The sequence below is a fragment of the Methylobacterium oryzae genome (genome assembly GCF_036441375.1).
Lineage (GTDB): Bacteria > Pseudomonadota > Alphaproteobacteria > Rhizobiales > Beijerinckiaceae > Methylobacterium > Methylobacterium oryzae_A.
Map to the genome: position 1 here is coordinate 420,734 of NZ_MLCA01000014.1, position 26,505 is coordinate 447,238.

Here is a 26,505-nt window from a genome sequence, read left to right on the forward strand (position 1 = left end):
TCCATGAGCACCACCCCCGGACCGATCCCGACCCTCCAGGGCCTCGCCGAGGTCGCAGAGCGGTACGACCTGATCCTCTGCGACGTCTGGGGCGTGCTGCACGACGGCCAGAAGGCCCACGGGGCCGCCGGCGAGGCGCTGATCCGCTTCCGTGGCCTCCCGGGCGCGCGGCCGCGGCGGGTCGTCCTCGTCTCGAACGCGCCCCGGCCCGGCGACGGCGTCGGCCGCATCCTCGACCGGTTCGGCGTGCCGCGGGAGGCCTACGACGCGATCCTGACCTCGGGCGACCTCACCCACGACCTGATCGCCGCGCGCCCCGGTGCGCGGATCCGGCATCTCGGGCCGGAGCGCGACCTCGGCATCTTCCAGGGTCTCGACCTCAGCCTCGTCCCGGAGGCGGAGGCCGACCTCGTCGTCTGCACCGGCCTGTTCGACGACCGCAGCGAGACTCCGGACGATTACCGGCCGGAGCTGGAGCGCCTCGCCGCCCGCGGGCTGACCATGATCTGCGCCAATCCCGACCTGGTCGTGGAGAGCGGCAGCCGCCTGATCCCCTGCGCGGGCCTGCTCGCGGCGGCCTACGCGGAGATCGGCGGCCCCGTGGTCTACGCCGGCAAGCCGCACCGCCCGGTCTACGAGGCGGCGCTCGCCAAGGGGGCAGCGCTCACCGGGGCGGCGCTCACCGGGCCCCCGGTCGATCCGGCGCGGGTCCTGGCGATCGGCGACGCGATCCGCACCGACATCGCCGGCGCCCGCGGCTTCGGCATCGCCAGCCTGCTGGTGGCCCGCGGCATCCACGCGGAGGAACTCGGCGTCACGGCCGCGCATCACCGGCTGGGCGACGTCGCGGAATGGCTCGGCCGGCAGGCGGTCCATCCGGACGCGGTGATCGAGCGGCTGGTCTGGTAGCGTCCGGCCCGCCGGTTCGGGCCGGTTATCGGCGTATTGCCGCCAGTCTAACCCTCTGAAATCCGCGACAAGCTTGACACCGCGCGGGAAATTGCGTGGATTCGCGCGTGTGAATCGGTCCCGCGCGCAGCAATCAGCCCCGACATCCGCTTCGCTTGTCGGGCGATCCGCCCGGGAGACCTGTCCGGACGGGGTGCTCGCGACGATCGGGACCGGCGAGACGGCGGGTCTTGCGTGACCCTCGTCTCCGGACTGCCCGACTTCCTGCTCTATCTCGGCACCGCGACCGGGCTGATCGGCCTCTACCTGCTGATCTACACCCTCGCCACCGCGCACAACGAACTCGCGCTGATCCGCCGGGACGTGACGGCCGCCGCCGTCGCGCTGGGCGGAAGCCTGGTCGGCTTCACCCTGCCGCTGGCGGTGGCGATCTACAACGCGCGGTCGCTGCTCGACTGCCTGATCTGGGGGCTGATCGCCCTCGTGATCCAGATCGCGATCTACTGGCTCGTGCGCCTCGCGGTGCCGGACCTGTCGCGGCGCATCGAGGAGGACCGCGCCGCCGCCGCGCTCCTCCTCGGCGCGGCCTCGCTGGCGGGCGGCGTCGTGAACGCCGCCTCGATGACCTATTGAGGGGCCGGTGACGGAGACCGCGCCCGCTCCCGACGCGGACGACGTCGCCGCCGGCGGGCCCGGGACCGGCTTCGCCGCCGCCCGCCGCTCCAAGCGCTCGGCCGCCGTGTCGCTGGTCCTGGTCGCGGGCGCCGGCGCGGCCGCCCTGACGCTCGGCGGCCTCGACCCGTCCCAGCGGGAGGAGGAGGCGCTCGTCTACGGGACGCTCGGCGCCTGCATCGCCCAGCAGCTGCGCGGTGCCGAGGCCTGCATCGCCGCCTACAAGACCGCGCAGGAGACCTACGCGGCGACGGCCCCGCGCTACGAGACCGAAGCCGATTGCCAGCGCCACCACGGGACCGGCGGCTGCACGCCGGGCGCGCAGGTCACGGAGGCCGCGCGCGGCCGCTACCTGCCGGTGATGGCCGCCTTCATGATGGGGCGCACGGACGCGCAGGACCTGCCGGTCCAGCCGCTCTACCCGCACGCGCCCGAGGAGGAGCACGACGAGGCCGGGACCGCGACGGCCGGGCACGGGGGCGGCTACTGCACCGGTGCGGGCGGCCGGGTCGCCTACGCGGGCGGCGCCTCGCGGGTCCACGTCCCCGCCTCGGTCGCCCGCACCACGAGCGCGACCCCGCGCACGATCAGCCGCGGCGGCTTCGGCGGCACCGGGCGGGCGACGGCGTTCTCCGGAGGCTCGGGCGGCCGCGCGGGCGGATCCGGGGGCGGCTGATGCGCCGCGTGCCGATCCCGGAGCGGCCCGACTGGCGGCTCCACGCCGCGCGGGCCGGCTTCACCTTCCACACGTTCGACGGCGCCCCCTACTGGGACGAGAGCGCCTACTACGCCTTCGGCCTCGCGGAGATCGAGGACGCCATCGAGGCGCCGAGCGCCGCGCTGCACGCGCTCTGCCTCGCCTTCGTGGACCGGGCGGTCCGGGACGCGGCGATCCTCCGCTCGCTGCGGATCCCGGAGCACGCCTGGGACGCGATCCGGGCGAGCTGGGACCGGCGCGATCCCGGCCTCTACGGGCGCTTCGACTTCAGCTACGGGGGCGACGGGCCGGCCAAGCTCCTCGAGTACAACGCCGACACGCCCACCGCCCTCTACGAGAGCGCGGTCTTCCAGTGGCTGTGGCTGGAGGACGGGCTGGCGCGGGGGCGCCTCCCCGCCGGCGCCGACCAGTTCAACACCCTGCACGAGGCGCTGGTGGCGCGCCTCGCCGCCGTGGCGCCCCCGGAGGGCGTCGCCTTCGCGGGCTTCGCCGACGCGCCGGAGGATCGCGGCACGCTGGCCTATCTCCAGGACTGCGCGCTCCAGGCCGGCCGCGCCGCCCCCTTCCTGCCGGTCGAGGCGATCGGGCTCGACGCGGACGGGCGCTTCGTGGACGCGGCCGGCGCCCCGATCGGCTGCCTGTTCAAGCTCTACCCGTGGGAGTGGATGTTCGCCGACCCGTTCGGCCGCGCGGTCGGCGCGGCCACGACCCGGTTCCTGGAGCCGCCCTGGAAGGCGGTGCTCTCCAACAAGGGGCTGCTGGCGCATCTCTGGGCGATGGCGCCGGGCCATCCCAACCTGCTGCCGACCTTCTTCGAGGAGGACCCGGCCAAGGCCGCGCTCGGCCGGAGCTTCGTGAAGAAGCCCCTCTACGGGCGCGAGGGCGCCAACGTGCTGATCGTGCGCGACGGCGCCGTCGCGGCGCGCGACGAGGGTCCCTACGGCGGCGCGGGCTACGTGCGGCAGGCCCTGGCCGCGCTGCCCGATTTCGCGGGCCGCCGCGCGCTGGTCGGCAGCTGGATGGTCGGCGACCGGCCCGCCGGCCTGTGCGTGCGCGAGTCGGACGGCCTGATCACGACCGACCGGGCCCGGTTCGTGCCGCACCTCATCGATCCGTGACCGCGGCCCGGTGCGCCGGTCACCGGCCCAGCGCCGCCAGCTCGCGCCCCATGTTCGACCGCGCCGGCCCCTCCAGCTCCGCCCGGGCGCGGTCGGTGACGAATAGCGGCCGGCCGGATTCGAGGGACCCCCGCAGGAAGGCCGCGCGCCCCTGCCGGTAGGCGGCCTCGCCCACGACCGGGACGAATTCCCGCGCCACGCCCGCGGCGTAGCCGTCGTAGGCGGCGGGCGCCGCCCCCAGGATCGCCATGTCCATGTCGAGGAAGAGCGCGACGTCCGCGGCGAGCGCGGCCGGGAGACCGTCCGGGACGGCGTGCCGCTCGGTCGCCAGGATCATCGTCTCGGCCGCCGCCAGCGTGGGCGCCGGGACCGCGTCCGCCAGCAGTGCCCGCAGGAGCGCGGCGCTGCGGCGCTCGTTGTCCGGGGCGCCCGGCCGGTAGACGGCGTCGTGGAACCAGATCGCCAGTTCCAGCGCGTCGGGATCCCGGACAGTCTCGCGACGGGCGCGAAACGCCTCCAGGAGGGCGTCGATATGCGCCTGGCCGTGATAGACCCGGTGCGGCTCGGCCAGCCGGGCGCGCAGGTCAGCCAGGATGCGGGGATGGCCGTCGAGCATCGGCCGATCCTCTACCCGATCCGCCTCCGCGGGACGAGGCGGATCGTGCCGCAGGCGCGGGGAGCGGCTTCCGGGCGCCACGAGAGACTCTCCCAGCCTCGACCGCCGACGTCGCGCGAGATCATCGCCCCCGTATCGATGATCGGGGATGTGGTCGTCGATCGCGCCGATAGACGCGTCGCTGTCGATCCAGAGAGATCTATTGTGCGCAAGACACCCGTTCTCGCGTCTGGTCTTCGCGCCGAGCGCCGGCTACACGGTCTGAACCCATCCGGAGGACCCCCCGCGCCCATGAGAACCACGACCCTGAGAACGACGACTTGGTTGATGCTGGCGGCCATGCTCGCGGCCGCCCCGGCCCGCGCCCAGGCCCCCGCCCCGGCGCCGGCGGCGCCGACGACCAAGCCCGAGGGCGATCCCGCGCAGGAGACGATCCGCAAGCTCAACGCCTATGTCGGGCTCCTCAACCGGACCCTGCGGGCGCAGGAATCGCTCAGCCGCTATCAGAGCTGGATCAACATGAAGACCGGTCCGACCGGCCGCGAGCGGACCATCTACGGCCTCTACGGGCTCTACGACGTGCGCGGCGAGATCGCGAAGGCCGAGGCCGCGACGGCGCAGCCGCCCGCCATGCCGGACCTGGACGGCGCCATGACGCGCTACATCGCCGCCTATCAGGCGCTCGCCCCGACGGTCACCGAGGCGGAGGGCTACTACGAGCGGCAGGATTACCGCGCGGACAAGATGGCGCAGGGCAAGGCGCTCCACGCCAAGCTCGCCGTCGCGGGGCCGGCCTTCCTGGCGGCGCGCGCCGAGGCCGACGCCGCGCTGCGGGTCGAGAAGGAGAAGAGCGACGCGCTGGAACTCGCCGCCCTCGAGGCGCGGGAGGGCCGCAAGGCGCGCTGGCACGTCGCGAACGTGATGACCGCGTGCCGCAAGGTCATGGACCTGCTGCCCACCGACGCCAAGCCGGTCGTCGACATGGCGGCCTTCGACGCCGCGCTCGGGCGCTACGCCGTCGCCGTGAAGGACATGGACGGGTACAGCGCCGCCAACCCGAACTCCTTCCACGTGTTCGAGAGCCGGCCGCGCGCGCTCCTGGGCAAGCTGCGCGAGTTCGACGACAAGCTCGCCAAGGCCAAGGGCGACGCCCGGCGCGGCGCCGGGCGCGACGTGACCTGGATCGTGAACGACTACAACATGATGGTCTCGACCGCGCAGACGGCCACGACCTTCTCGCGGTGACCGGACGCGTCCGGGACCCGGGCGCCGTCAGCGGGTGTTCCGGCCCGGTCGGAGGCGGCCGGCCCGTCGCGCGCCCGCGCCCGATTGCGTCGGCGCGATCGTTCGGTCTATCGGCTGCGCGGGACGGCCGGCGGCCTCGGGCGCCGGCGCGATCTGCGAGGAGCGCGCCCATGTCAGCCGAAGACGCCCCGATCGGCCGCTTCCCGATCCCCCGCCTGGAGGCGCTGCCGGACGACATCCGCGCGCGCATCGAGGCGGTGCAGGAGAAGTCCGGCTTCATCCCGAACGTGTTCCTGGTGCTCGCCCACCGTCCGGACGAGTTCCGGGCCTTCTTCGCCTACCACGACGCGCTCATGGACAAGCCGGGCAACCTGACCAAGGCCGAGCGCGAGATGATCGTCGTGGCGACCTCGGCCATGAACCAGTGCCAGTACTGCGTGATCGCCCACGGCGCGATCCTCCGGATCCGCGCCAAGGACCCGCTGATCGCCGATCAGGTGGCGATCAACTACCGCAAGGCCGACATCACCGACCGGCAGAAGGCGATGCTCGACTTCGCCATGCTGGTGAGCCAAGCCGCGCACCAGGTCGGGGAGGCGGCGTTCGCGGCGCTCCGGGCCCACGGCTTCGACGACGCGGATGCCTGGGACATCGCCGCCATCGCGGCCTTCTTCGGCCTGTCGAACCGGCTGGCGAACGTGACCAGCCTGCGGCCCAACCCGGAATTCTACGCGCTGGGGCGCGGCTGACGGGCGCGGTCGGCCTCGATGCCGGCGGGCCATCGCGGGGCGTCGTGCGACCTGGCGTCGCGCGCGAGGCGCGCTCGGGTCGCCCCGCCCTCTGCACCCCGGCGGCGACCGCCCGCGGACGGGGCGCCCCGTCCCGACCCGTGCTTTAAGCCTATAGGAGCGGCCCGGTTCGGCTGTTAACAGGCGTTAAACTTTGCGGCCGACCCGGTGAGGAGGCGAATCCCGGCTTGAACCTTCGAAGCGGCGCGGCCCAGCGTCTCGACCTGACCGCGTGCGATCGCGAGCCCATCCACATCGTCGGCAGCGTCCAGCCGCACGGGTTCCTGCTCGTCCTCGAGGCCCGGTCCCTCACCATCGTCCAGGCGAGTGCCAACGCCCCCGCGGCGGCCTCAGTCGGGACCGTCCTCGACGCGGCCCTGCCCGACCTCGCGGCCGTCGTCCGCCACCATCTCGAGGCGGCGGAGCCCCAGGACGGCGCCCTCTATCTCCGGACCGTGACGCTGGAGACCGCCGGCGGTCGCCAGGCCTACGAGGTCGCGGCCCACCGGGTCGACGACCTCGTCGTGCTGGAACTGGAGGAGATCGACGCCGCCGCGGCCGAGATCGGCGTCGACGTGCTCACGCCGCGCCTGCGGGCCTTCGTCGAGCGCCTGCAGACCGCCCGCACCGTCGAGGATCTCTGCCAGTTCGTCGCCGAGGACATCCGCCAGATCACCGGGCTCGACCGCGCCCTGGTCTACCGGTTCGACCGCGACTGGCACGGCACGGTGCTGGCCGAGGCCGGCAACGGCGTCCTGCCCTCCTACCTCGACCTGCGCTTCCCCGCCTCCGACATCCCCGTCCAGGCGCGCGAACTCTACCGGCGGAACCGCCTGCGCATCATCCCCGATGCCGGCTACGTCCCCGTGCCGATCCGGCCGGCCACCACGCCCTCCGGCAAGCCGCTGGACCTCAGCCAGTCGGTGCTGCGCTCGGTCTCGCCGGTGCATGTCGAGTACATGCGCAACATGGGCACGATGGCCTCCATGTCGGTGTCGATCCTCGTCGACGGCGCGCTCTGGGGGCTGATCTCCTGCCACAACCGCACGCCCAAGCGCGTCCCCCTCCAGGCGCGCAACGCCTGCGACGTGCTCACCCAGATCTTCGCGCTGCAGCTCTCGGCCCGGGAGCGCGGCGCCCAGGCCGAGAAGCGGCTGGCGCTGGGCGCCGTGCAGGTCCGGCTCCTCGGCTTCATGGCCGAGGAGGACAGCTTCGTCGACGGCCTGCTCAACCATCCCGACGACGTCCTGGCCCTGGTGGACGCGACCGGCGCCGCGGTGGTGACGGCCGACCGCTGCCGGCTGCTCGGGGCGACGCCGACCGAGCGCGAGGTCCGCGCCCTCTACCGCTGGCTGTCCGAGCGCGACGACGCCGACGAGGTCTTCGTCTCCGAGGCCCTGTCGGAGGCGTTCCCGGCCGCCGCCTCGTTCGCCGAGCGGGCGAGCGGTCTCCTGGCGATCTCGGTCTCGAAAAAATACGCGAGCTACATCCTCTGGTTCAGGCCCGAGGTGGTGCGGACGGTGAAGTGGGGCGGCAACCCCGTGAAGGCCGTCCGGCCCGACCCGGAGGGCGGACCCGACAGGCTGCACCCGCGCAAGTCGTTCGAGATCTGGAAGGAGACCTTGAAGGGCCGCTCCCTGCCCTGGTCCGACCCGGAGGTGGAGGCCGCCAAGGACCTGCGCGCCTCGGTGCTCGGGATCGTTCTGCGCCGCGCGGAGGAACTCGCCGCCATGAGCGAGGAGCTGCAGCGCTCGAACAAGGAGCTGGAGGCGTTCTCGTACTCGGTGAGCCACGACCTGCGCGCGCCGTTCCGCCACATCGTCGGCTACGCGAACCTGCTCAAGACCCGCGAGGGCGCCCAGCTCTCCGACAAGGGCCGGCACTACGTGGAGACGATCATTGAGGCGGCCTTCTCGGCCGGAACCCTGGTCGACAGCCTCCTGAGCTTCTCGCAGATGGGCCGGCACGCCCTGAACAAGGTCTGGGGCGACATGAACGTCCTGGTCGAGGAGGTCCGCCGCAAGGTCCTGCGCGACGTCACCCCCGACCGGACTCTGCGCTGGGAGATCGCGCCGCTGGGCCGCGCCTATGCCGACCCCATCATGCTGCGCCTCGTCCTCGAGAACCTGCTGTCGAACGCCGTGAAGTACACCCGCGGCACCCCGGAGGCGGTGATCGCGATGGGCAGCCTCCCGCCCCGCGAGGGCGAGGCGGTCTACTTCGTGCGCGACAACGGCGCCGGCTTCGACATGGCCTATGTCGACAAGCTGTTCGGCGTCTTCCAGCGGCTGCACCGGGTCGAGGAGTTCGAGGGCACGGGTATCGGCCTCGCCAATGTCCGCCGCATCGTCGAGCGCCACGGCGGCCGGACCTGGGCCGAGGGCAAGCTCGGCGCGGGCGCCACCTTCTACTTCACCCTGCCGATCCGGGAGGAGGCGCACTGACATGACGGAACCGACATGGCAGGCCTGAAGCCGATCCTCCTCGTCGAGGACAACCCGAACGACATCGAGCTGACGCTGGCGGCCCTCGAATCGAGCCAGCTCGCCAACGAGATCGTCATCTGCCGCGACGGCGCCGAGGCCCTCGACTTCATCTACCGGCGGGGCGCGCACGAGAAGCGGCAGGCCCAGGATCCCGCGGTGGTCCTGCTCGACCTGAAGCTGCCGAAGGTCGACGGCCTGGAGGTGCTCGCCAAGATCAAGGGAGATCCGGTCACCCGCCAGGTCCCGGTGGTGATGCTGACCTCGTCCCGCGAGGAGACCGACCTCGTGCGCTCCTACGATCTCGGCGTGAACGCCTTCGTGGTGAAGCCGGTCGCCTTCGAGGAGTTCTTCGCGGCGATCAAGGAGATCGGCGTGTTCTGGGCCCTCCTCAACGAGCCGCCGCCGTACCGGGGAGGCTGGCCATCGAACGCGTGATCGGACCTTCCGCGGGGCCGCTGCGCATCCTCCACCTGGAGGACAGCGACCTCGACGCCGAGCTGATCGAGGCCGAGCTGGAGACCCTCGGGCATCCGCTCGCGATCGAGCGGGTGATGACCCGCGACGCCTTCGCGCGCGCGGCGGTCGCCGGCCGGTACGACCTGATCCTCGCGGACTACGTCCTGCCGACCTTCGACGGCGTGAGCGCCCTCGGCATCGCCCGGACGCAGTGCCCCGACACGCCGTTCATCTTCTGCTCGGGCACGCTCGGCGAGGATGTCGCCGTCGAGGCCCTGAAGAACGGCGCCACCGACTACGTCGTCAAGCAGCGCCTCGACCGGATGCCGCGCACGATCGTCCGGGCGCTGACCGAGGCGCGGGCGCGCGCCGACAAGCGCGAGGCCGAGGCCGCCCTGCAGGCGCTCAACGAGACGCTGGAGGTGCGCATCGCCGAGCGGACCCGGGAACTCGCGACGGCGAACGAGGCCCTCCAGGCCCAGATCGTCGAGCGGGAGCGGGCGGAGGACGCCCTGCGGCTCGCCCAGCGCCTGGACGCGGTCGGGCAGCTCACGAGCGGCGTCGCGCACGACTTCAACAACCTGCTGACGGTGATCGCCGGCAACATCGAGTTCCTGGAGAAGGCCGTCTCCGACACCCGCTCGAAGCGCCGCCTCGCCATGATGCGCGGGGCCGCCGAGCGCGGCGCCCGGCTCACCGCGCAGCTCCTCGCCTTCTCCCGGCGCCAGCGCCTGGAGCCGACGCCGGTCAGCCTGAACCAGACGGTCGCCTCGATGCGCGACCTGCTGCAGAGCTCGATCGGCGGCGCGGTCCGCATCGAGACGACCCTTCAGCCCGACCTGTGGCCGGCCCTGATCGACGCCACCCAGATCGAGCTCGTGATCCTCAACCTCGCCATCAACGCCCGCGACGCGATGGCGGTGGGCGGCCGGCTCGCCATCGAGACCGCCAATGTCAGCGTCACCGGGGCGCCGACGCGGCCCGAGCAGCCGGCGCCCGGCGCCTACGTCATGGTGGCGGTGAGCGACACCGGCACCGGGATGACGCCGGACGTGCTGGCCCGGGTGTTCGAGCCGTTCTTCACCACCAAGGAGGTCGGCAAGGGATCGGGTCTCGGGCTCGCCCAGGTCTACGGCTTCGTCAAGCAGTCCGGCGGCGGCATCCGCATCGACACGGTCGCGGGCGAGGGCACCTCGATCAAGGTCTACCTGCCCCGGGCCGCGGAGCCGGAGGGCGCCGCGGCCCGCCTGCCCGCCGCTTCCGAGGCCGCGCGGACGCATCCGCCCGGGAGCGGCCCCCGGCTCCTGGTGGTCGACGACGACGCCGAGGTGCGCGAGGTGACGACGACCCGCCTCAGCGAGGCCGGCTACGCGGTCCGCGAGGCGGCCTCCGGCCTCCAGGCCTTGGCCGCCCTCGAGGCGGATCCGGGGGTCGACCTCGTCGTGATGGACTTCGCCATGCCGGGCATGAACGGGGCCGAGACGGCCCTGGAGGTCCGGAAGCGCTGGCCGGCGCTGCCGGTCCTGTTCGTCACCGGCTTCGCCGACACCACCGCCCTGACGGAGGCCGGCGCCGTCGGCCCCGACGCGATCGTGCTGAAGCCGTTCCGCGTCGGGGAGCTCGAGGGCAAGGTCGCCGCCGCCCTGGCGGCCCGCCCGACCGCGCAGCTCCGCCTGATCTCGGGCCGCGACAGGAGCGCCTGAGGCGCTTCCAGGGCGTCCTCCACACGGGTCGCGGCCGTCGGAGGGCCCGACTTGATCGATGCGGTTGCACAGGCCCGCGCGCTGGGGCACCGATGGGTCTGCGGGCACCGTACGGCCCCTCCGCGCCGGTGCGAGGCCGCCCTGTCAGCCGGCCCCGCGGCCGGAACGGTGGCGCCAGGCGGAGGGGTGCCCATCGTGGAGCCTGTCCCTGTCCCATGTCTGAGACCGTCAGGACCGCGGATCTGCCCTTCCTCGCGGAGGGCGGGGCGATGGGCGCCCGGATGCGCGCCCACGACTGGTCCGGCTCGCCGCTCGGGCAGCCGGACGGCTGGGCGCCGTGCCTGCGGGCGACGCTGAGCCTGATCCTCGGCTCGCGATTCCCGATGTTCGTGGCGTTCGGGCCCGACCTCGTCTTCCTCTACAACGACGCCTACGCGGAGATCCTGGGCGACAAGCATCCCGCGGCGCTCGGCGCGCGCTTCCGCGACGTCTGGCCGGAGATCTGGCCGGAGATCGGGCCCCTGATCGACCGGGCGCTCGCCGGCGCGGCGACGTGGTCCGAGAACATGCCCCTGACCATGAACCGGCACGGCTACGACGAGCCGACCTGGTTCACCTTCTCGTACGCGCCGGTGCGCGACGAGGCGGGCCGGGTCGCCGGCATGTACTGCGCCTGCACGGAGACGACCGGCCGGGTCCTGGCCGAGGAGCGCCTGCGCGAGGCGGAGGCCCGGATCCGGGCGCTCACCGACCACCTCCCGGGCGGCTACGTCTACCAGCTCGCCACGGGCCCGGACGGCGCGGACCGGCGCTTCCTCTACGTCTCGCAGGGCTTCGAGCGCATGACCGGCGTGGCGGCCGAGGCGGTCCTCGCCGACCCCTCCGTCGCCTACGACCTGATCCTGCCGGAATACCGCGCCGGCATCGCCGAGGCCGAGGCCGCCGCGATCCGCGACGTCGCGCATTTCGACGTCGAGGCGCCGATGCGCCGTCCCGACGGCAGCCGCGTCTGGACGCGCATCATCTCGGCCCCCCGCCGCGTCGGCGACGCGCTGGTCTGGGACGGGCTGCACCTCGACGACACGGTGCGCCGCCGGACCGAGGAGCAGCTGCGGGAGAGCGAGCGGCGCCTGCGGCTGGCGACCGAGGCGGCCGAGATCGGCCTCTGGGACGTCGACGTCGTCGCCGACACTCTGTTCTGGCCGGCGCGGGTCAAGGCGATGTTCGGGATCTCGGCCGACGTGCCGGTCTCGATGGCCGACTACTACGCGGGCCTTCATCCCGAGGACCGGGACGCCACGAGCGCGGCCTACGCCTCCGCCCTCGATCCCGCGCGGCGCGCCCTCTACGACGTCGAGTACCGCACCGTCGGCAAGGAGGACGGCGTCGTCCGCTGGGTCGCCGCCAAGGGGCGCGGGATCTTCGAGGGCGAGCGCTGCGTGCGGGTGATCGGCACGGCGCTCGACATCACCGCCCGCAAGCAGGCCGAGGAGGCCCTGCGCGCCAGCGAGGCGCAGTTCCGCGTCCTGTCGCAGGTGCTGCCGAATTTCGTCTGGGCGGCCGATGCCGGCGGGGCGGCCGACTGGTTCAACGAGCGCGTCTACGCCTATGCGGGCCTGCAGCCCGGCACCCTCGACGGGGCGGGATGGCGCGGGATCATCCATCCCGACGATCAGGATCGGGTTTCCGGGGAGTGGCGGGCGGCCGTCCAGACGCGGACCGACTACCAGTCCGAGTACCGCCTGCGGCGCGCCGACGGGGCCTATCGCTGGTTCCTGGCCCGGGCGCAGCCGGTCCTGGGCGCCGACGGCGCGGTCGTTCGCTGGGTCGGCACCAGCACCGACATCGACGACCAGAAGCGGCTCATGGCCGAACTCGTGCGCTTCAACGAGACCCTGGAGCAGCGCGTGGCCGAGCGCACGGCCGAGCACGACCGGGTCTGGCGCAACTCGCGCGACCTGCTGGTCGTGGTCGGGGCCGACGGCATCTTCCGCGCGGTCAATCCGGCCTGGCAGACGATTCTCGGGCACGAGCCGGCCGAGGTTGTGGGCCGCAGCTTCCTGGACTTCATCTGGCCCGAGGATGCGGACCTGACCCAGGAGGCGCTCGAGGCCGCCGCCGCCGCGCGCGACCTCACCGATTTCGAGAACCGCTACCGGCACAAGGACGGAACCCCGCGCCTGATCTCCTGGCGCACCTCCGTCGAGGGCGATCGCGTCTACGCCTACGGTCGCGACGTCACCGCCGAGAAGGCCCAGGCCGAGGCGCTCCGGCACGCCGAGGAGGCGCTGCGGCAGTCGCAGAAGCTGGAGGCGGTGGGCCAACTCACGGGCGGCGTGGCGCACGACTTCAACAACCTGCTGACCATCATCCGCTCGTCGGTGGACTTCCTGCGCCGGCCGGATCTCGCGGAGGAGCGCCGGTCCCGCTACCTCAACGCCGTGTCGGAGACGGTGGACCGCGCGGCCAAGCTGACCGGGCAGCTCCTCGCCTTCGCCCGGCGCCAGGCGCTCAAGCCCGAGACCCTCGACGTCGGGGCGCGGCTGCGCGGTGTGGCCGACCTGCTCGACACGGTCACGGGCGCCCGCATCACGGTCGTGACCGAGCTGCCGGACAATCCCTGCTTCGTCCGGGTCGACCTCAGCCAGTTCGAGACCGCCCTGGTCAACATGGCGGTGAACGCCCGGGACGCGATGGACGGCGCGGGCACGCTGACCCTGCGCCTGCGCTGCGGCGCGGCGCTGCCGCCGATCCGCGGCCATGCCGGCGCCGCCGGCCCGTTCGCGGCGATCGACCTCGCCGATACCGGCGCCGGCATCGGGCCCGACGTCCTGTCCCGGGTGTTCGAGCCGTTCTTCACCACCAAGGAGGTCGGGAAGGGCACGGGCCTCGGCCTCTCCCAGGTCTTCGGCTTCGCCAAGCAGTCCGGCGGCGACGTCGCCGTCGAGAGCGCGCCCGGCCGCGGCGCCACCTTCACGCTCTACCTGCCGCAGGTCGAGCCCGAGGCGTCCTGCGAGGCCGCCGCCGCGGAGACGGCCGCGCTCGATCCCGGCGGCGCGGGGCAGCGCGTGCTGGTGGTGGAGGACAACATCGAGGTCGGCCGCTTCGCCACGCAGATCCTGGAGGATCTCGGCTACGCGACGACCTGGGCGGCCAATGCCGAGGAGGCGCTGGAGCAGCTCGGCGCCGACGGCGCGGCCTTCGACGCCGTGTTCTCCGACGTGGTCATGCCCGGCATGGGCGGGATCGCGCTGGCCCGGCTCCTCCGGCGACGGATGCCGCACCTGCCGGTGGTGCTGGCCTCCGGCTACAGCCACGTCCTCGCCCAGGAGGGGATCCGCGACTTCGAGCTGCTGCACAAGCCCTACTCCGCCGATCAGGTCTCGCGCGTGCTGCGCAAGGTCGTCGGCGCGCGGCGGGCGCGGCCGAAGGGCGGCCGGCCCTGAGGCCAGCTCTGAGGCCAGCTCTGAAACCTCGCGCGACCGAGACCCCGGGCCCGAGGGAGGCCGGACGCCGCAGCCGGGCGGCGACGGGCCGTCCCGGCGCCATGTTCCCGCGGGCGGGTCCCGCGCGCGGGTGACGCGCCGCCGCCTCCGGAGGTCGCCATGGACAGGGTCATGTACGCGCTCGTCACGCTGGCGGAGGCCGTGCTCGGGATCTTCGGCGTGCGGACGCTCTACGAGCAGCCCGCCTACACGGTCGTCGAGCGCCTCGACCGCGGGGTCGAGATCCGGTCCTACGCACCGCGCCTCGCCGTCGAGACCGACGCGCGCGGCCAGGGTGACGGCGACGCCTTCGGGCGGCTGTTCCGCTACATCACCGGCGCGAACCGCGCGGGCGACCGCATCGCCATGACGGCGCCGGTGGAGAGCGGCGGGCAGCGCGTCGCCATGACGGTCCCGGTGGAGCAGGACGGAAGCGGCACGATGCGGTTCTTCCTGCCGCGCGCCGTGGCGGATGCCGGGGCGCCCGCGCCGACCGAGCCCGGGGTCCGGCTGGTCGAGATCCCGGCCGAGCGGATCGCGGCCCTGCGCTTCTCCGGCCGCCTGACCCCCGAGGCGCGGGCCGCGCAGGCGCGCATCCTCGCCGCCGTCCTGGCGGCGGCCGGCCGCACGGGAGAGGGCGCGCCGTTCGTCATGGGGTACGACCCGCCCTTCGCGATCCCGTTCCTGCGCCGGAACGAGGTCGCCGCCCGCCTGACGCCGCGGTGAGTCCCGGCCCCGGCCGGCGTCGGTCCGGGTCGGTCGGCCCGCGCAGGCCGCCCCGCGCGGCGACCGAAGCGGCGCGGCCGGTCCCGTTGCGCATTTATCCCGGTGATGTCTGCAGAATATTCCCGAAGACTTGCGCTAATCTTCGTCTCTTGTGGTTCCCGTGCCACAGTCTCGATCATTCGAGCATTCGGATGGGCGGCGGCGGGGATTAAACTGAATGTGAATTGAGGTCCGGACCCGACCCGAGATCAGTGAGGCTCGCGCAACCGACGAGAAGCGGTGCGGACCTGAAATTCTGGTTGGGGGAAGACATGCGTGCCCTACGAGGCAGCCTGATTGCGTCCGTGGCCCTGTTGCCCGGTGTCGCGCAGGCTCAACAAGCCGTCACGCTCGGCGAGATCAGCGTCGTGTCCACCTCGCCGGTTGGCGCGGGCGGCGGCAATTCCAGCGGCGCGCAGAACCTCGACACGGTCGCCCAGGACGCGCCGACGCTGCCGGTCCCGGCCGGCGGGGTGCGGCTGCGCGGCTCCGAGCAGCCGCTCAACAAGATCCCCAGCACCGTCGAGACCGTCACGGCCCGGCAGATCGAGGTCGATCAGGGCTCCGACAACGTGATCGCCACGCTGGCGCGGCGCACGCCCGGGGTGAACCTCAACGACTCGCAGGGCAATTCGAACCGGGTCGATCTCAGCTACCGCGGCTTCACCGCCTCGTCGGTGCAGGGCGTGCCGCAGGGGCTCGCCGTCTACCAGAACGGCGTGCGGATCAACGAGGCCTTCGGCGACGTCGTCAATTTCGACCTGATCCCCCCGCAGGCGATCCAGCGCATCGACGTGGTCACCGGCAACCCGGTCTTCGGCCTCAACGCCATCGGCGGCGCGGTCAACATCCAGATGAAGAACGGCTTCACCTGGCAGGGCACCGAGATCTCGGCCTGGGGCGGCTCGGACGCGCGCACCGCCGGCTACCTCGAATACGGCAAGGTCTCGGGTCCCTGGAGCGTCTACTTCACCGGCGACGGACTGAACGACCGCGGCTGGCGCTACGAGAGCCCGAGCACGATCGGCCGGCTCTACGGCGATATCGGCTACCGCTCGCAGGATTCGGAGTTCCACCTGATCGGGCTCGCCGCCCGCAGCTTCTACGGCGCGGCCGCCGCCACGCCGGTGGACTTCACCCACCGCGACCCGCGGGCGATCTTCACCTACCCGCAGACCCAGACGACGCAGGTGGGCACGCTCCAGCTGACCGGCCGGGTCGACCTGTCGCCGACCTGGGACCTCGCCGGCAACGCCTATTACCGGCGCTTCAGCGAGTTCTACGTCGACGGCAACCAGGGCAACTTCGAGAATTGCAGCAGCCGCAGCAGCTTCCGGGGCTCGCTCTGCTACCAGGACGACGCGTTCAACGTGAACGCGCCGCCCACCAGCCAGGTGGCGGCGCGCCGGGCCTACGCCAACCAGTTCGCGATCCTCGGCCTGAACAACCAGACGATCCCGTTCGTCCGGAACATCCCGTACGGCACGATCGACACGACCCGGACGGAGGCCGAATCCTACGGCGGCTCGCTCCAGGCCGCCAACCGCGACCGGATCTTCGGCCTGAACAACGCCTTCGTGGTCGGCGGCAGCGTCGACGCCTCGAATTTCTCGTTCAAGTCGGCGAGCCAGCTGGGCGTGATCAACCCGAACCTGTCGATCACCGTCGATCCGAACAACCCGTATTACGGCACGATCCCGGGCCTCGGCACGCCGGACATCCGCACGCTCGGGGCGATCGGCCTCGCGCCGGGCAACGTCAGCGGCTCGACCCTGTATCTCGGCCTCTACGCCACCGACACGCTGGACGTGACCGACCGGCTGTCGCTGACCGGCGGCTTCCGGCTCAACTACGCCCGCATCCAGACCCGGGACCAGACCGGGTTCTCGCCGGACATCACCGGCGTGCACGAGTACACCAAGGTCAACCCGCTCGCGGGCCTGACCTACCAGTTCGACCCGGCGCTGAACCTCTACGGCGGCTACTCGGAATCGAACCGCGCCCCGACCCCGCTGGAGCTGTCCTGCTCCAGCCCGACCCAGCCGTGCCTGCTGCCGAACTCGCTCGTGGCCGATCCGCCGCTCAAGCAGGTCACCGGCCGGACCTACGAGGCCGGCTTCCGCGGCGTGATCCCGGCCTTCCTGTCGGGCGGCGCCCTCACCTACAAGGCCGGCGTCTACCGCACCGACCTGAGCAACGACCTCTACCAGGTCGCCGTCGCGGGCAACGCCGCCCGCGCCTACTACATCAACGTCCCGGCGACCCGGCGCCAGGGCATCGAGGTCGGCGCCGAGTACGCGGTCACGCCCGACCTGCTGGTCTACGCCAACTACGCCCTGGTCGACGCGACCTTCCAGTTCAACGCGACCCTCTCGTCGCCCAACAACCCGCTGGCGAGCACCGGCGCGGCCGGCGGCGCCGTGGGCGGCGACGTGATCCCGAACGGCGGCATCCGCGTCCGGCCGGGCGACAAGATCCCGCTGATCCCCGATCACCAGATCAAGGCGGGCTTCGAGTACAGCATCACCCCGAACTGGCGCTTCGGCCTCAACGTCTCGGCGTTCTCGTCGTCCTACTACCGGGGTGACGAATCGAACCTCAACCGCAAGCTGCCGGCCTACTACGTGATGAACCTGACGACGAAGTATCAGGTCACCAAGAACCTGGAGATCTTCGGCCTCATCACCAACCTGACCAACAACCGCTACGCCACGTTCGGCACCTTCGCGGAGACGGGGGCGGTGGCCGGGAACCTCTCGATCAACGATCCCCGGACCACCACCCTGGCCCAGCCGCTCTCGATCTATGCCGGACTGACCTACCGGTTCGGGGCGGATCCGGTCCCGATGGCCCCGGAGCCGATCATCCGGAAGTACTGATCCCGTTACAGGACGGCAAGAGGACAGTGACGGGAGGAGTCGCAGGGTCTGCGGCTCCTCTCTCGTCCCGGGTCATGCTGTCGTCGGCGCGCCCCGAAGATAAGTGTCATGGTTCGAACTCAGATGAGTGCGGCCGCCGCCCTGATCTGTATCCATGATCAGCCGCCGGCGCGGGTCTTGGGCGCTCCCGCCCCGATCATGGAGACCCCCATGCCGCGCTACTCCATCGACACCTCCGACCACCTCGACGTCCGTGACGAGGAGGGCACCCAACGCCCGAACCGCGCGGCCCTGCGCGCGTTGCTGCGCAGGACCCTGACGGCCCTCCTGCGCGACGAGGGCGGTGCGACCGGGGAGACGACTTCACCGCGCGCGCCTACGACGAGGATGGGCGGCTCGTCCTGCGGGCGCGGGCCAGCTTCCAGATCGTGGACCCCTAGAGGCGCCCGGCCGGATGCCCGGCCCGGCGCCCCGCGCCCCGCTCAGGCCGCGTCCGGCATGCGGTCGAGGAGCTTGTCGAGGGTGATCGGGTAGTCCCGCACGCGGATGCCGGTGGCGTTGTAGATCGCGTTCGCCACCGCGGCGCCAACTCCCGAGATGCCGAGCTCGCCCACGCCCTTCGCCTTCATGGGCGAGGACATCGGGTCGACCTCGTCGAGGAAGATCACCTCCTGGTGCGGGATGTCGGCGTGGACCGGCACCTCGTAGCCGGCGAGATCGTGGTTGGCGAAGAAGCCGCGCTTGGTGTCGACCGCCAGCTCCTCCATCAGCGCCGCCCCGGTGCCCATGACCATCCCGCCGATCACCTGGCTGCGGGCCGATTTCGGGTTGAGGATCCGCCCGGCCGCGCAGACCGCCAGCATCCGCCGCACACGGACTTCCGCGGTGTAGGCGTCCACCGCGACCTCGGCGAAGTGGGCCCCGAAGGTCGAGACCTGCTGCGCCTTCGAGATCTTGCCGAACTCGATCGCGTCCTCGGCGACCAGCTCGCCGTCGGCCGCGGCCTGGGCCAGCGGGATCGCGCGGTTGCCGGCGCGGACCTCGCCGTCCTCGAATACCGCGTCGGTGGCGTTGAAGCCGAGCTTCTGCGCCACCGCCTCCCGCAGCTTCACGCAGGCCGCGTAGACGCCCGCGGTCGACGAGTTGGCGCCGAACTGCCCGCCCGAGCCCGAGGAGACCGGGAAGTCCGAGTCGCCCAGCCGCGCCACGACGCGCTCGAGGGGGACGCCCATCATCTCGGCCGCGGTCTGCGCGATGATCGTGTAGCTGCCGGTGCCGATATCGGTCATGTCGGTCTCGACCGTGACCCGGCCGTCGGCGGAGAGCCGCACCCGGGCGCCGGACTTCAGCACCATGTTGTTGCGGAACGCCGCCGCCATGCCGTGCCCGACGAGCCAGTGCCCCTCCCGGACCTGACCGGGCTTCGGGTTGCGCTTCGCCCAGCCGAACCGCTCCGCGCCGAGCTTGAGGCAGCCGACGAGGTCGCGGTGCGAGAACGGGCGGTCCGGCTGGTTCGGATCGACCTGGGTGTCGTTGCGGATGCGGAACTCCACCGGGTCGATACCGAGCTTCTCGGCCATCTCGTCCATGGCGACCTCGAGCACCGCCAGGCCCGGGGCCTCGCCCGGCGCCCGCATGGCGTTGCCCTCGGGCAGGTCGAGACGGGCGAGCTTCATGGCGGTCAGGCGGTTCGCCCCCGCGTAGAGGAACTTGGTCTGGTTCACCGCCGTCTCGGGATCGCCGTCCGGCAGGTTGCCGGACGTGCTCTCGTGGGCGATCGCCGTGATGGTGCCGTCCCGCGTCGCGCCGATCCGGACCCGCTGGATCGTGGCCGGCCGGTGCGTGGTGTTGTTGGCGATGAGCGGTCGCGTCAGCGCCACCTTCACGGGCCGCCCCGCCGCCTTGGCGGCGAGCGCCGCCAGGACCGCGTCGGCGCGGACGAACAGCTTGCCGCCGAAGCCGCCGCCGACGAACGGCGCGTCGAGCCGGACCTTCTCCTTGGGCAGGCCGAGCATCTTGGCGAGGCTGCCGTGACCCCAGCCGATCATCTGGTTGGAGGTCCAGAGCGTGACTCTGTCGCCGTCCCAGGCCGCCGTCGTGGCGTGCGGCTCCATCATGGCGTGGCTCTCGTCGGCGGTCGCGTAGGTCGCGTCGAGGGTCACGGGGGCCTGCGCGAACGCGCCCTCGAAGTCGCCGACGCGCTCCTCGCCGTTCCCGCCGCTGCCCTCGCCGCTGTCGGCCGGGACCGGCTTGGCCGATGGCGCCGCCGCGGCGAGGTCGAAGGCGCCGTCCTCCGGGGCGTACTCCGCCGCGACCAGGAAGGCGGCCGCCCGGGCCTGCTCGAAGGTCTCGGCCACCACGACGGCGATCGCCTGATGGTAGTGCTGGATCACGTCGCCGCCGAACAGGTAGGCCACGTTCATCACGCCGCGCTCGATCCGCGGCGTCTCGAGGGTGGTGACGATCGCGATCACGCCGGGGGCGGCCTTCGCCGCCGCGGTGTCGATCCGGCGCACCCGGCCCTTGGCGATGCCGGCGCCGAGCACGTAGCCGTAGGCGGCGTTCGGCGCCGCGTCGTGGCGCTCGTAGGCGTAGGGCGCGGTGCCGGTGGTCTTGTACTTGCCGTCGATGCGGTCGGTCGCCCGGCCCACGACCTTGAGGCGGTCGATCGGGTTCGGGCCGGCGGGGGTGTCGAACTTCATGGCTCAGGCCCTCGCTTGGTTGAGCGCGGCGGTCAGCGTCCGCTCGGCGAGCGTCAGCTTGAAGGCGTTCTCGTGGGTCGGCTTGGCGTCGGCGAAGACCCGGGCCGTCACGGCCTTGGCGCCCTTCGGGAGATCGGCCTCTGCCGCCTCCACCCGCCAGGGCTTGTGGGCGACACCGCCGAAGGCGACGTGGCCGCTGCCGTCCTTGCCCAGGATCGCCGCCACCGAGACCAGCGCGTAGGCGTAGGAGGCGCGGTCGCGGACCTTGCGGTAGATATGCGTGCCGGCCACCGGCTTCGGCAGCGTCACCGCGGTGATCAGCTCGCCGGGCCTGAGGTTGGTGTCGCGCTGCGGCTCGTCGCCGGGGAGGCGGTGGAACTCGGCGATCGGGATGCTGCGCCCGCTGCCGGAGGCGTCGACCGTCTCGACGGTGGCGTCGAGCACGCGCATGGCCACCGCCATGTCGCCCGGATGCGTGGCGATGCAGGCCTCGCTGCCGCCGATCACCGCGAGCGACCGGTTGACGCCGTCGAGCGCCGCGCAGCCGGAGCCCGGCTGGCGTTTGTTGCAGGCCTGGGCGGTGTCGTAGAAGTACGGGCAGCGCGTCCGCTGAAGCAGGTTGCCGGCGGTGGTCGCCTTGTTGCGCAGCTGGCCCGAGGCGCCCGCGAGCAGCGCCCGGGCGAGGACCCCGTAATCCTTGCGCACCCGCGGATGGGCGGCGAGGTCGGTGTTGCGCACCAGCGCGCCGACGCGCAGGCCGCCCTCTTCCGTCGGCTCGACCGTGTCGAGGCCGAGCCCGTTCACGTCGACGAGGTGGCGCGGCGTCTCGATCTGCAGCTTCATGAGGTCGAGGAGGTTGGTGCCGCCGGCGATGAACTTGGCGTCCGGCCTGGCCGCGACGGCGGCGGCCGCCTCGGCCGGCGAGCTGGGGCGCTCGTACGTGAAGGACTTCATGCGCGGCTCCCGGCGACTTCGGTGATCGCCTCGACGATGTTGGAATAGGCGCCGCAGCGGCAGATGTTGCCGCTCATCCGCTCGCGGATCTCCATCTCGGTCACCTGCGGGGCGGCGCCGAGATCCGCCGTGACGTGGCTCGGGATGCCGGCCTTGATCTCCTCTAGCACCGCGACGCTCGAGCAGATCTGGCCCGGCGTGCAGTAGCCGCACTGGTAGCCGTCGTGCCTGACGAAGGCGGCCTGCATCGGGTGCAGGTTGTCGGGCTGCCCCAGACCCTCGACGGTCACGATCTCGGCGCCCTGGTGCATGATCGCCAGCGTCAGGCAGGCATTGATGCGCCGCCCGTCCACGATCATCGTGCAGGCGCCGCACTGACCGTGATCGCAGCCCTTCTTGGACCCGGTGAGGTGCAGCTGCTCGCGCGCGGCGTCGAGCAGGCTGGTGCGGGTGTCGAGTTCGAGCGTGCGCCGCTCGCCGTTCACCGTGAACGTGACGGTGGCGAGGACCGGTGCGTCGGTCCGCGCCGTTCTGGCGCCCGGGTCCTGGGGCGCGGCGGTAGCTCCCACCATCGAGTCTCTCTCCGGTTCAGATCACAAAGGCGCGGACGGGGATCCCGGTCTCCGGGACCGGGGAACGGCCCGCCGAGGGCCGGGTACTTCGGGGAAACACCGGCACCCTGGATTGGCTCCAAGGTAGAGCCCGCTCCCGCGATCGTCAGGGGGGCTGCGCGGCCGGGCGCGCGAAACGTGGCGGCGCCCAAACGAAAGGGCCGACCCGAAGGCCGGCCCCGTTCGTGCGCGCTGCGGACGGGCCTACTCGGCCGCCGTCATCTCGGGGGTGTAGTGGCCGCACCAATCCTGGGCGGCGACCACCGGCCAGAGGCCCTTGGATTCGGGCGCGGGCTGGCTGACCGGCGGGTTGAAGCGGCACAGGCCGGCATCGTTCTGCGCGACGGCGCCGTTGCCCTTGTGCTCGTCGAAGAACCGGCAGGTCTCGCACTTCGCGTTCATGGTCGGGCTCCTGTGAGGCCGGCGGCCCGGAGGCCGTCCCGGCGGGGGACGAGAGCTTGGACCTTAGAAGTGATCCAATCTGCGGGGCCAACGTCGGAGGGATCCGGCGGGTTCCCGGCCGGGGCGGGCCGTCGGCCCCGCTCAGCCGAATGCGGCGAGGTCCGGCTCGGTCGGGGCCTCGGAGGCCTCGGCGGGACCGCCGACCGCGTCGGCGTAGGCGGTGATCGGGCGCGGCCTGCCGAACAGGTAGCCCTGCATCTCGCCGCAGGCCTCCTCGGTCAGGAACCTCATCTGCGCGTGGGTCTCGACGCCCTCGGCGACGACGCCCATGCCGAGGCTGCGGCCGAGGCTGAGCACGGCCCGCACGATCACGGCGGCCTGCGGCCCGGTCCCGAGCTGCGCCACGAAGGAGCGGTCGATCTTCAGCTTGTCGAACGGGAAGGCCTGGAGGGTCGCGAGCGACGCGTAGCCGGTCCCGAAATCGTCCATGCTGATCCGGATGCCGTAGCTCTTCAGGCGGCGGAGGATGCCCACGGCCCGCGCCATGTCGTTGATGATGATGCTCTCGGTGACCTCCAGCTCCAGGCGGTCCGGCGACAGGCCGGTCTCGGCCAGGATGGCCAGGACGGTCTCGGGCAGGTCGGGCTTCTGGAACTGCCGCGGCGAGAGGTTGACGGCGACCTTCAGGGGCTGCGCCCACTGCGCCGCCTCCCGGCAGGCCTCGCGCAGCACCCAGTCGCCGAGCGCCACGATCAGGCCGGTCTCCTCAGCGAGGGGCACGAAGACGTTCGGCGAGACGCTGCCGCGGGACGGGTGGGTCCAGCGCAGCAGGGCCTCGAACCCGACGAGCGCCCCCGTCTGGCCGTCCACCTGCGGCTGGTAGTGCAGGCTCAGGGTGTTGTCGTCGAGGGCCTGGCGCAGGTCGCGCTCGAGCACCCGCCGCTCCTCGGCCTCCTCGTCCATGGCGGGGGTGAAGATCCGGTACGTGCCGCGGCCCTCGGCCTTGGCCCGGTAGAGGGCGAGGTCGGCGCGGCGATACAGGGGCTCGGCATCGGTCCCGTGCCCGGGCGCCAGCGCGATGCCGACGCTCAGGCCGACGCCGACCCGGTGCCCGCCGAGGCTGAACGGGCTGTCGAACAGCGCGATGAGGCGCTCGGCCAGGGCGCCCGCTTCGGCCGCGCCGCCGGCGCAGAGCACGGCGAACTCGTCGCCGCCGAGCCGGGCCACGGCCCCGTCCCCCGCGATCCCCCGCAGGCCCGCCGCCACGCGCCGGAGGAGCTCGTCCCCGGCCTGGTGGCCGAGGCTGTCGTTCACGCTCTTGAAGCCGTCGAGGTCGAGGTACAGGACCGCGCAGGCGCCGCCGCGCTGGACGATGTCGGCGAGGCCGCGCTCGAGGGTCTCGTGGAACAGCGCCCGGTTCGGCAGGCCGGTGAGGACGTCGTGGCGCGCCAACCGGGCCACCTCCGCCTCCGCGGCCTTGCGCTTGGTGATGTCGGTGAAGGTCCGCACGAAGCCGCCATCCGCCAGGGGCACGGTGCGGATCTCGAGCACGAGGCCGTTCGGCCGCGCCCGCTCGTGAACCTGCGTCTGCCCGGCCTCGCCGCGCTCGGTCCAGGCCCGGGTCGAGCGGTCCGCGCCCCGGCGCTCGCGGCGGCTTGCCTCGTGGCGCAGCACCGCGCGGTAGCTCGGCCGCGCCTGCATCATCTCCCGGGGCAGGTCGAGGAGCGCCAGCGCCCGCTCGTTGCAGACGCGCACGACGCCGCCCGCGTCGACCATGATCAGGCCCTGGTCCATGCTGTCGAGGGTGGCGTCGAGCAGCAGGGTCTTCTCCCGCAGCATGCGGCCCTGCCGGGCCAGGGCGACGTTGATCCGGCGCAGGTGGTCCAGCATCAGCATCAGCGCCGCGAAGGCCAGGATCACCGCCATCATGGCGGCGATGCCGGCGGCCAGGACGCCGCGGGCGAGGCCGAGCTGCGGGACCGCCAGGGCCGGGTCCGGCACCACCCGGGCGGCCGCCATGGCCAGGAAGTGCAGGACCGCGATGGCGAGGGTCAGGACGGTCGCGGCGGCGAGCCGGGCCCGCCCGCCCGCGCGCCCGACATGGACGGCCATCCCGGCGGCCGCGAGCAGGCAGCCCGCCGCGACCGCCGTGACCGCCAGGACCGGGTCCCAGGTGAAGTGCCCCGGCAGCCGCACCCCGGCGATGCCGAGGAAATGCATGCAGGCGATGCCGATCCCGAGCACGAGGCCGGCCGCCGCCCCGGCCCAGCGCGACGGCGCGGCCCGGGCGAACAGGAAGGCCGCGCTGGCGGCCGCGATGGCGACGATCAGGGAGAGCAGGGTCGTGCGCGGCTCGTAGCCCAGCACCACGCCGGGATCGTAGCCGAGCATGCCGATGAAGTGCGTGCTCCAGATCCCGGCCCCGATCGAGAAGCCCGAGGCCAGGAGCCAGATCGGCCCGTGCCGGTCGGCGCGGACCTGGACGCGCTGCTCGAGCTTCAGGGCGACCGCGCAGGAGATCCAGCAGACGCTGGCGGCCAGGGCGACCACCCAGCCGGTATGTTCCTCCGTCAGGCAAGCGAACGCGCGATACATCGAGGTGCCCCGCCCATCTGCGACGGCCGGAACCCTAACCCGTGGATGCTAATCAGAAGTTGCATAACGTCCGAGCGTGCGCCGGGTCGTCGCCGGCCGCAGCCCTCGGCGTCGCGCCGTCGCGCGCCGGTCCGGTTGCCGATCAGGAGTTGTATCGCCGGGTGCCGCGACGGGCCGCCCGGCCGCGCCCGTCAACTCCGCCCGTCACCGCCGGTCTCGACCGGCCGCGCCGCGAAGTCCGCCAGGAGGTCCTGGAGCTCGTCCTCGTGGACGAGACGCGCCGCCTCCTCGGGCGGGAACCATTGCAGCGTGCGCTGGGCCTGCTCCGGCCAGCGCTCGTGCTGGGCCTCGACCCGCAGCGGGTAGACGCGCACCATGCAGGGGAAGGCGCGGCCGTGATCGAAGCGCTTCTGGTAGTGGTACCGGCCGACCGGGTTCGCGGCGATCTGTCCCTTGAGCCCCGCCTCCTCGTAGGCCTCCCGCTCGGCGGCCTGGTGGGCCTTGCGGCCGGCCATCGGCCAGCCCTTCGGGATGATCCAGCGCCCCGTATCCCGCGAGGTGATCAGCAGAACCTCGATCCGACCGTCCGGGCCGACGCGAAACGGCAGGGCCGCCACCTGCTTGAGCGGTTTGACCTGCGCCTTCCGGAGCAGCTTCTTCAAATTCGGCCGCTTGGATGCCGTCTTCAGCGGTGACCTCGGGGACGGAGGGGGCGGGATTTCTGATGATGCTTGTGCAAGCAACGGACTCGTCACGCTTTGACATAAGTTTAACAGGATCGCATCGCAGCCCGCGCGCATTGGCAGCGAGCCATGCCTGTAACGCTGTGCTCATCCCCGCCAGCCGGCTTGTCTCGGGCCGGCTAGTCCGCGAAGGCTGACGCGTCAAACGTCCACGAGGCGCGGCATGGCTGTCGAGATCGAGCGCAAGTTCATCGCGAACCCGTCGGTTCTGGCGCTGTGCCGGGCGGGGACGCCCCTCGTTCAGGGGTATCTCCTCACCGACGCGGCCAACACGATCCGGATCCGCCGCGCCGGGGAGCGCGCGCTCCTCACGTGGAAGAGCCCGCGCCGCGGCGCGAGCCGGGACGAGATCGAGTTCGCCATCGCGCCGGAGGACGGCGCGGCGCTCCTCGCCACGGTGCCGCCCGACCGGCGGCTCGAGAAGACTCGCTACCGGATCGCGCATGCCGGGGCGATGTGGGACGTCGACGTGTTCGGCGGGGCGCTCGCGGGCCTGATCCTGGCCGAGATCGAGCTGGAGCGCGAGGACCAGCCGGTGGTGCTCCCTCCGTGGGTGGAGCGCGAGGTCACGGACGACGCGCGCTACCGCAACTCGCGGCTGGCCGCGGGACCGCCGCCGGAGCGGCAGGCGGCCTAGATCCCCGCCACGTCCCGCGGA

At 72.5% G+C, this 26,505-nt stretch carries 20 protein-coding genes; 13 read left to right on the top strand and 7 right to left on the bottom strand.

Going from position 1 to position 26,505, the window contains the following annotated elements:
* Positions 1 to 3: 3 nt before the first annotated feature.
* The 4 genes from MOTC310_RS25635 (at position 4) to MOTC310_RS25650 (ending at position 3,417) form a co-directional block, all read left to right on the top strand.
* Entirely contained in the window at positions 4 to 909 is a 906-nt protein-coding gene (locus MOTC310_RS25635) for a TIGR01459 family HAD-type hydrolase (protein ID WP_331303785.1), read from the top strand.
* 234 nt (positions 910 to 1,143) lie between these two features.
* A complete protein-coding gene (locus tag MOTC310_RS25640) occupies positions 1,144 to 1,542 on the top strand; it encodes a DUF350 domain-containing protein (protein ID WP_331303786.1) in 399 nt (132 codons plus the stop codon).
* A gap of 7 nt (positions 1,543 to 1,549) precedes the next feature.
* A complete protein-coding gene (locus MOTC310_RS25645) occupies positions 1,550 to 2,257 on the top strand; it encodes a DUF1190 domain-containing protein (RefSeq protein WP_331303787.1) in 708 nt (235 codons plus the stop codon).
* Positions 2,257 to 3,417 carry a glutathionylspermidine synthase family protein gene (locus MOTC310_RS25650; RefSeq protein WP_331303788.1) on the top strand — a complete coding sequence of 387 codons (1,161 nt, stop codon included), beginning with the start codon at positions 2,257 to 2,259 and terminating at the stop codon, positions 3,415 to 3,417. The genes MOTC310_RS25645 and MOTC310_RS25650 overlap by 1 nt, the downstream gene beginning before the upstream one ends.
* 19 nt (positions 3,418 to 3,436) lie before the next feature.
* On the opposite strand, the gene MOTC310_RS25655 is transcribed toward MOTC310_RS25650, so the two are convergent.
* The gene (locus MOTC310_RS25655) at positions 3,437 to 4,033 is read right to left on the bottom strand and encodes an HD domain-containing protein (protein WP_331303789.1); all 597 of its coding nucleotides are present in this window, start codon (positions 4,031 to 4,033) and stop codon (positions 3,437 to 3,439) included.
* A gap of 291 nt (positions 4,034 to 4,324) precedes the next feature.
* Here MOTC310_RS25655 and MOTC310_RS25660 point away from each other — a divergent pair, with 291 nt between their 5' ends.
* The 8 genes from MOTC310_RS25660 to MOTC310_RS25695 all read left to right on the top strand — a co-directional run bounded on the left by MOTC310_RS25660 (position 4,325) and on the right by MOTC310_RS25695 (position 17,840).
* Positions 4,325 to 5,278 (top strand): YiiG family protein, encoded by a 954-nt coding sequence (locus MOTC310_RS25660; RefSeq protein WP_331303790.1) that lies wholly within the window; start codon positions 4,325 to 4,327, stop codon positions 5,276 to 5,278.
* 170 nt (positions 5,279 to 5,448) lie between these two features.
* Positions 5,449 to 6,027, top strand: coding sequence for a peroxidase-related enzyme (locus tag MOTC310_RS25665; RefSeq protein ID WP_331303791.1), 579 nt, complete (start codon positions 5,449 to 5,451; stop codon positions 6,025 to 6,027).
* A 227-nt stretch (positions 6,028 to 6,254) separates the two neighbouring features.
* Positions 6,255 to 8,510 (top strand): ATP-binding protein, encoded by a 2,256-nt coding sequence (locus MOTC310_RS25670; RefSeq protein ID WP_331289280.1) that lies wholly within the window; start codon positions 6,255 to 6,257, stop codon positions 8,508 to 8,510.
* A gap of 15 nt (positions 8,511 to 8,525) precedes the next feature.
* The gene (locus MOTC310_RS25675; RefSeq protein WP_020094074.1) at positions 8,526 to 8,987 is read left to right on the top strand and encodes a response regulator; all 462 of its coding nucleotides are present in this window, start codon (positions 8,526 to 8,528) and stop codon (positions 8,985 to 8,987) included.
* The gene (locus MOTC310_RS25680) at positions 8,984 to 10,711 is read left to right on the top strand and encodes a response regulator (RefSeq protein ID WP_331303792.1); all 1,728 of its coding nucleotides are present in this window, start codon (positions 8,984 to 8,986) and stop codon (positions 10,709 to 10,711) included. The genes MOTC310_RS25675 and MOTC310_RS25680 overlap by 4 nt, the downstream gene beginning before the upstream one ends.
* A gap of 215 nt (positions 10,712 to 10,926) precedes the next feature.
* Positions 10,927 to 14,157: a PAS domain-containing protein gene (locus tag MOTC310_RS25685; protein ID WP_331303793.1), complete on the top strand. Its 3,231-nt coding sequence runs from the start codon at positions 10,927 to 10,929 to the stop codon at positions 14,155 to 14,157.
* Positions 14,158 to 14,316: 159 nt separating this feature from the next.
* Positions 14,317 to 14,922, top strand: coding sequence for an SOUL family heme-binding protein (locus tag MOTC310_RS25690; protein ID WP_331303794.1), 606 nt, complete (start codon positions 14,317 to 14,319; stop codon positions 14,920 to 14,922).
* Between the two features lie 311 nt (positions 14,923 to 15,233).
* Positions 15,234 to 17,840, top strand: a complete 2,607-nt coding sequence (locus MOTC310_RS25695) for a TonB-dependent receptor (protein WP_331303795.1) — start codon at positions 15,234 to 15,236, stop codon at positions 17,838 to 17,840.
* A gap of 482 nt (positions 17,841 to 18,322) precedes the next feature.
* Here the strand turns inward: MOTC310_RS25695 and paoC are convergent, their stop codons facing one another.
* The 6 genes from paoC to MOTC310_RS25725 all read right to left on the bottom strand — a co-directional run bounded on the left by paoC (position 18,323) and on the right by MOTC310_RS25725 (position 25,766).
* Entirely contained in the window at positions 18,323 to 20,542 is a 2,220-nt protein-coding gene (gene paoC / locus MOTC310_RS25700; protein WP_331303796.1) for an aldehyde oxidoreductase molybdenum-binding subunit PaoC, read from the bottom strand.
* A 3-nt stretch (positions 20,543 to 20,545) separates the two neighbouring features.
* Entirely contained in the window at positions 20,546 to 21,496 is a 951-nt protein-coding gene (locus MOTC310_RS25705; protein ID WP_331303797.1) for an FAD binding domain-containing protein, read from the bottom strand.
* Positions 21,493 to 22,068, bottom strand: a complete 576-nt coding sequence (gene paoA, locus MOTC310_RS25710; RefSeq protein ID WP_331303798.1) for an aldehyde dehydrogenase iron-sulfur subunit PaoA — start codon at positions 22,066 to 22,068, stop codon at positions 21,493 to 21,495. The genes MOTC310_RS25705 and paoA overlap by 4 nt, the downstream gene beginning before the upstream one ends.
* Before the next feature lie 243 nt (positions 22,069 to 22,311).
* A complete protein-coding gene (locus MOTC310_RS25715) occupies positions 22,312 to 22,509 on the bottom strand; it encodes a hypothetical protein (RefSeq protein ID WP_091782746.1) in 198 nt (65 codons plus the stop codon).
* 141 nt (positions 22,510 to 22,650) lie between these two features.
* Positions 22,651 to 25,104 carry a bifunctional diguanylate cyclase/phosphodiesterase gene (locus MOTC310_RS25720; RefSeq protein ID WP_331303799.1) on the bottom strand — a complete coding sequence of 818 codons (2,454 nt, stop codon included), beginning with the start codon at positions 25,102 to 25,104 and terminating at the stop codon, positions 22,651 to 22,653.
* A 191-nt stretch (positions 25,105 to 25,295) separates the two neighbouring features.
* A complete protein-coding gene (locus MOTC310_RS25725) occupies positions 25,296 to 25,766 on the bottom strand; it encodes an NUDIX hydrolase (RefSeq protein WP_331289288.1) in 471 nt (156 codons plus the stop codon).
* Positions 25,767 to 26,010: 244 nt separating this feature from the next.
* Here MOTC310_RS25725 and MOTC310_RS25730 point away from each other — a divergent pair, with 244 nt between their 5' ends.
* Positions 26,011 to 26,484: a CYTH domain-containing protein gene (locus tag MOTC310_RS25730; protein ID WP_331289289.1), complete on the top strand. Its 474-nt coding sequence runs from the start codon at positions 26,011 to 26,013 to the stop codon at positions 26,482 to 26,484.
* Positions 26,485 to 26,505: the final 21 nt, after the last annotated feature.

Coding starts and splice junctions, on each gene's coding strand:
- MOTC310_RS25655 (WP_331303789.1), bottom strand. CDS start 4,033: ATGCTCGACGGCCATCCCCGCATCCTGGCTGACCTGCGCGCCCGGCTG.
- MOTC310_RS25635 (WP_331303785.1), top strand. CDS start 4: ATGAGCACCACCCCCGGACCGATCCCGACCCTCCAGGGCCTCGCCGAG.
- paoC (WP_331303796.1), bottom strand. CDS start 20,542: ATGAAGTTCGACACCCCCGCCGGCCCGAACCCGATCGACCGCCTCAAG.
- MOTC310_RS25690 (WP_331303794.1), top strand. CDS start 14,317: ATGGACAGGGTCATGTACGCGCTCGTCACGCTGGCGGAGGCCGTGCTC.
- MOTC310_RS25730 (WP_331289289.1), top strand. CDS start 26,011: ATGGCTGTCGAGATCGAGCGCAAGTTCATCGCGAACCCGTCGGTTCTG.
- MOTC310_RS25665 (WP_331303791.1), top strand. CDS start 5,449: ATGTCAGCCGAAGACGCCCCGATCGGCCGCTTCCCGATCCCCCGCCTG.
- MOTC310_RS25660 (WP_331303790.1), top strand. CDS start 4,325: ATGAGAACCACGACCCTGAGAACGACGACTTGGTTGATGCTGGCGGCC.
- MOTC310_RS25715 (WP_091782746.1), bottom strand. CDS start 22,509: ATGAACGCGAAGTGCGAGACCTGCCGGTTCTTCGACGAGCACAAGGGC.
- MOTC310_RS25685 (WP_331303793.1), top strand. CDS start 10,927: ATGTCTGAGACCGTCAGGACCGCGGATCTGCCCTTCCTCGCGGAGGGC.
- MOTC310_RS25675 (WP_020094074.1), top strand. CDS start 8,526: ATGGCAGGCCTGAAGCCGATCCTCCTCGTCGAGGACAACCCGAACGAC.
- MOTC310_RS25705 (WP_331303797.1), bottom strand. CDS start 21,496: ATGAAGTCCTTCACGTACGAGCGCCCCAGCTCGCCGGCCGAGGCGGCC.
- MOTC310_RS25720 (WP_331303799.1), bottom strand. CDS start 25,104: ATGTATCGCGCGTTCGCTTGCCTGACGGAGGAACATACCGGCTGGGTG.
- MOTC310_RS25695 (WP_331303795.1), top strand. CDS start 15,234: ATGCGTGCCCTACGAGGCAGCCTGATTGCGTCCGTGGCCCTGTTGCCC.
- paoA (WP_331303798.1), bottom strand. CDS start 22,068: ATGGTGGGAGCTACCGCCGCGCCCCAGGACCCGGGCGCCAGAACGGCG.
- MOTC310_RS25650 (WP_331303788.1), top strand. CDS start 2,257: ATGCGCCGCGTGCCGATCCCGGAGCGGCCCGACTGGCGGCTCCACGCC.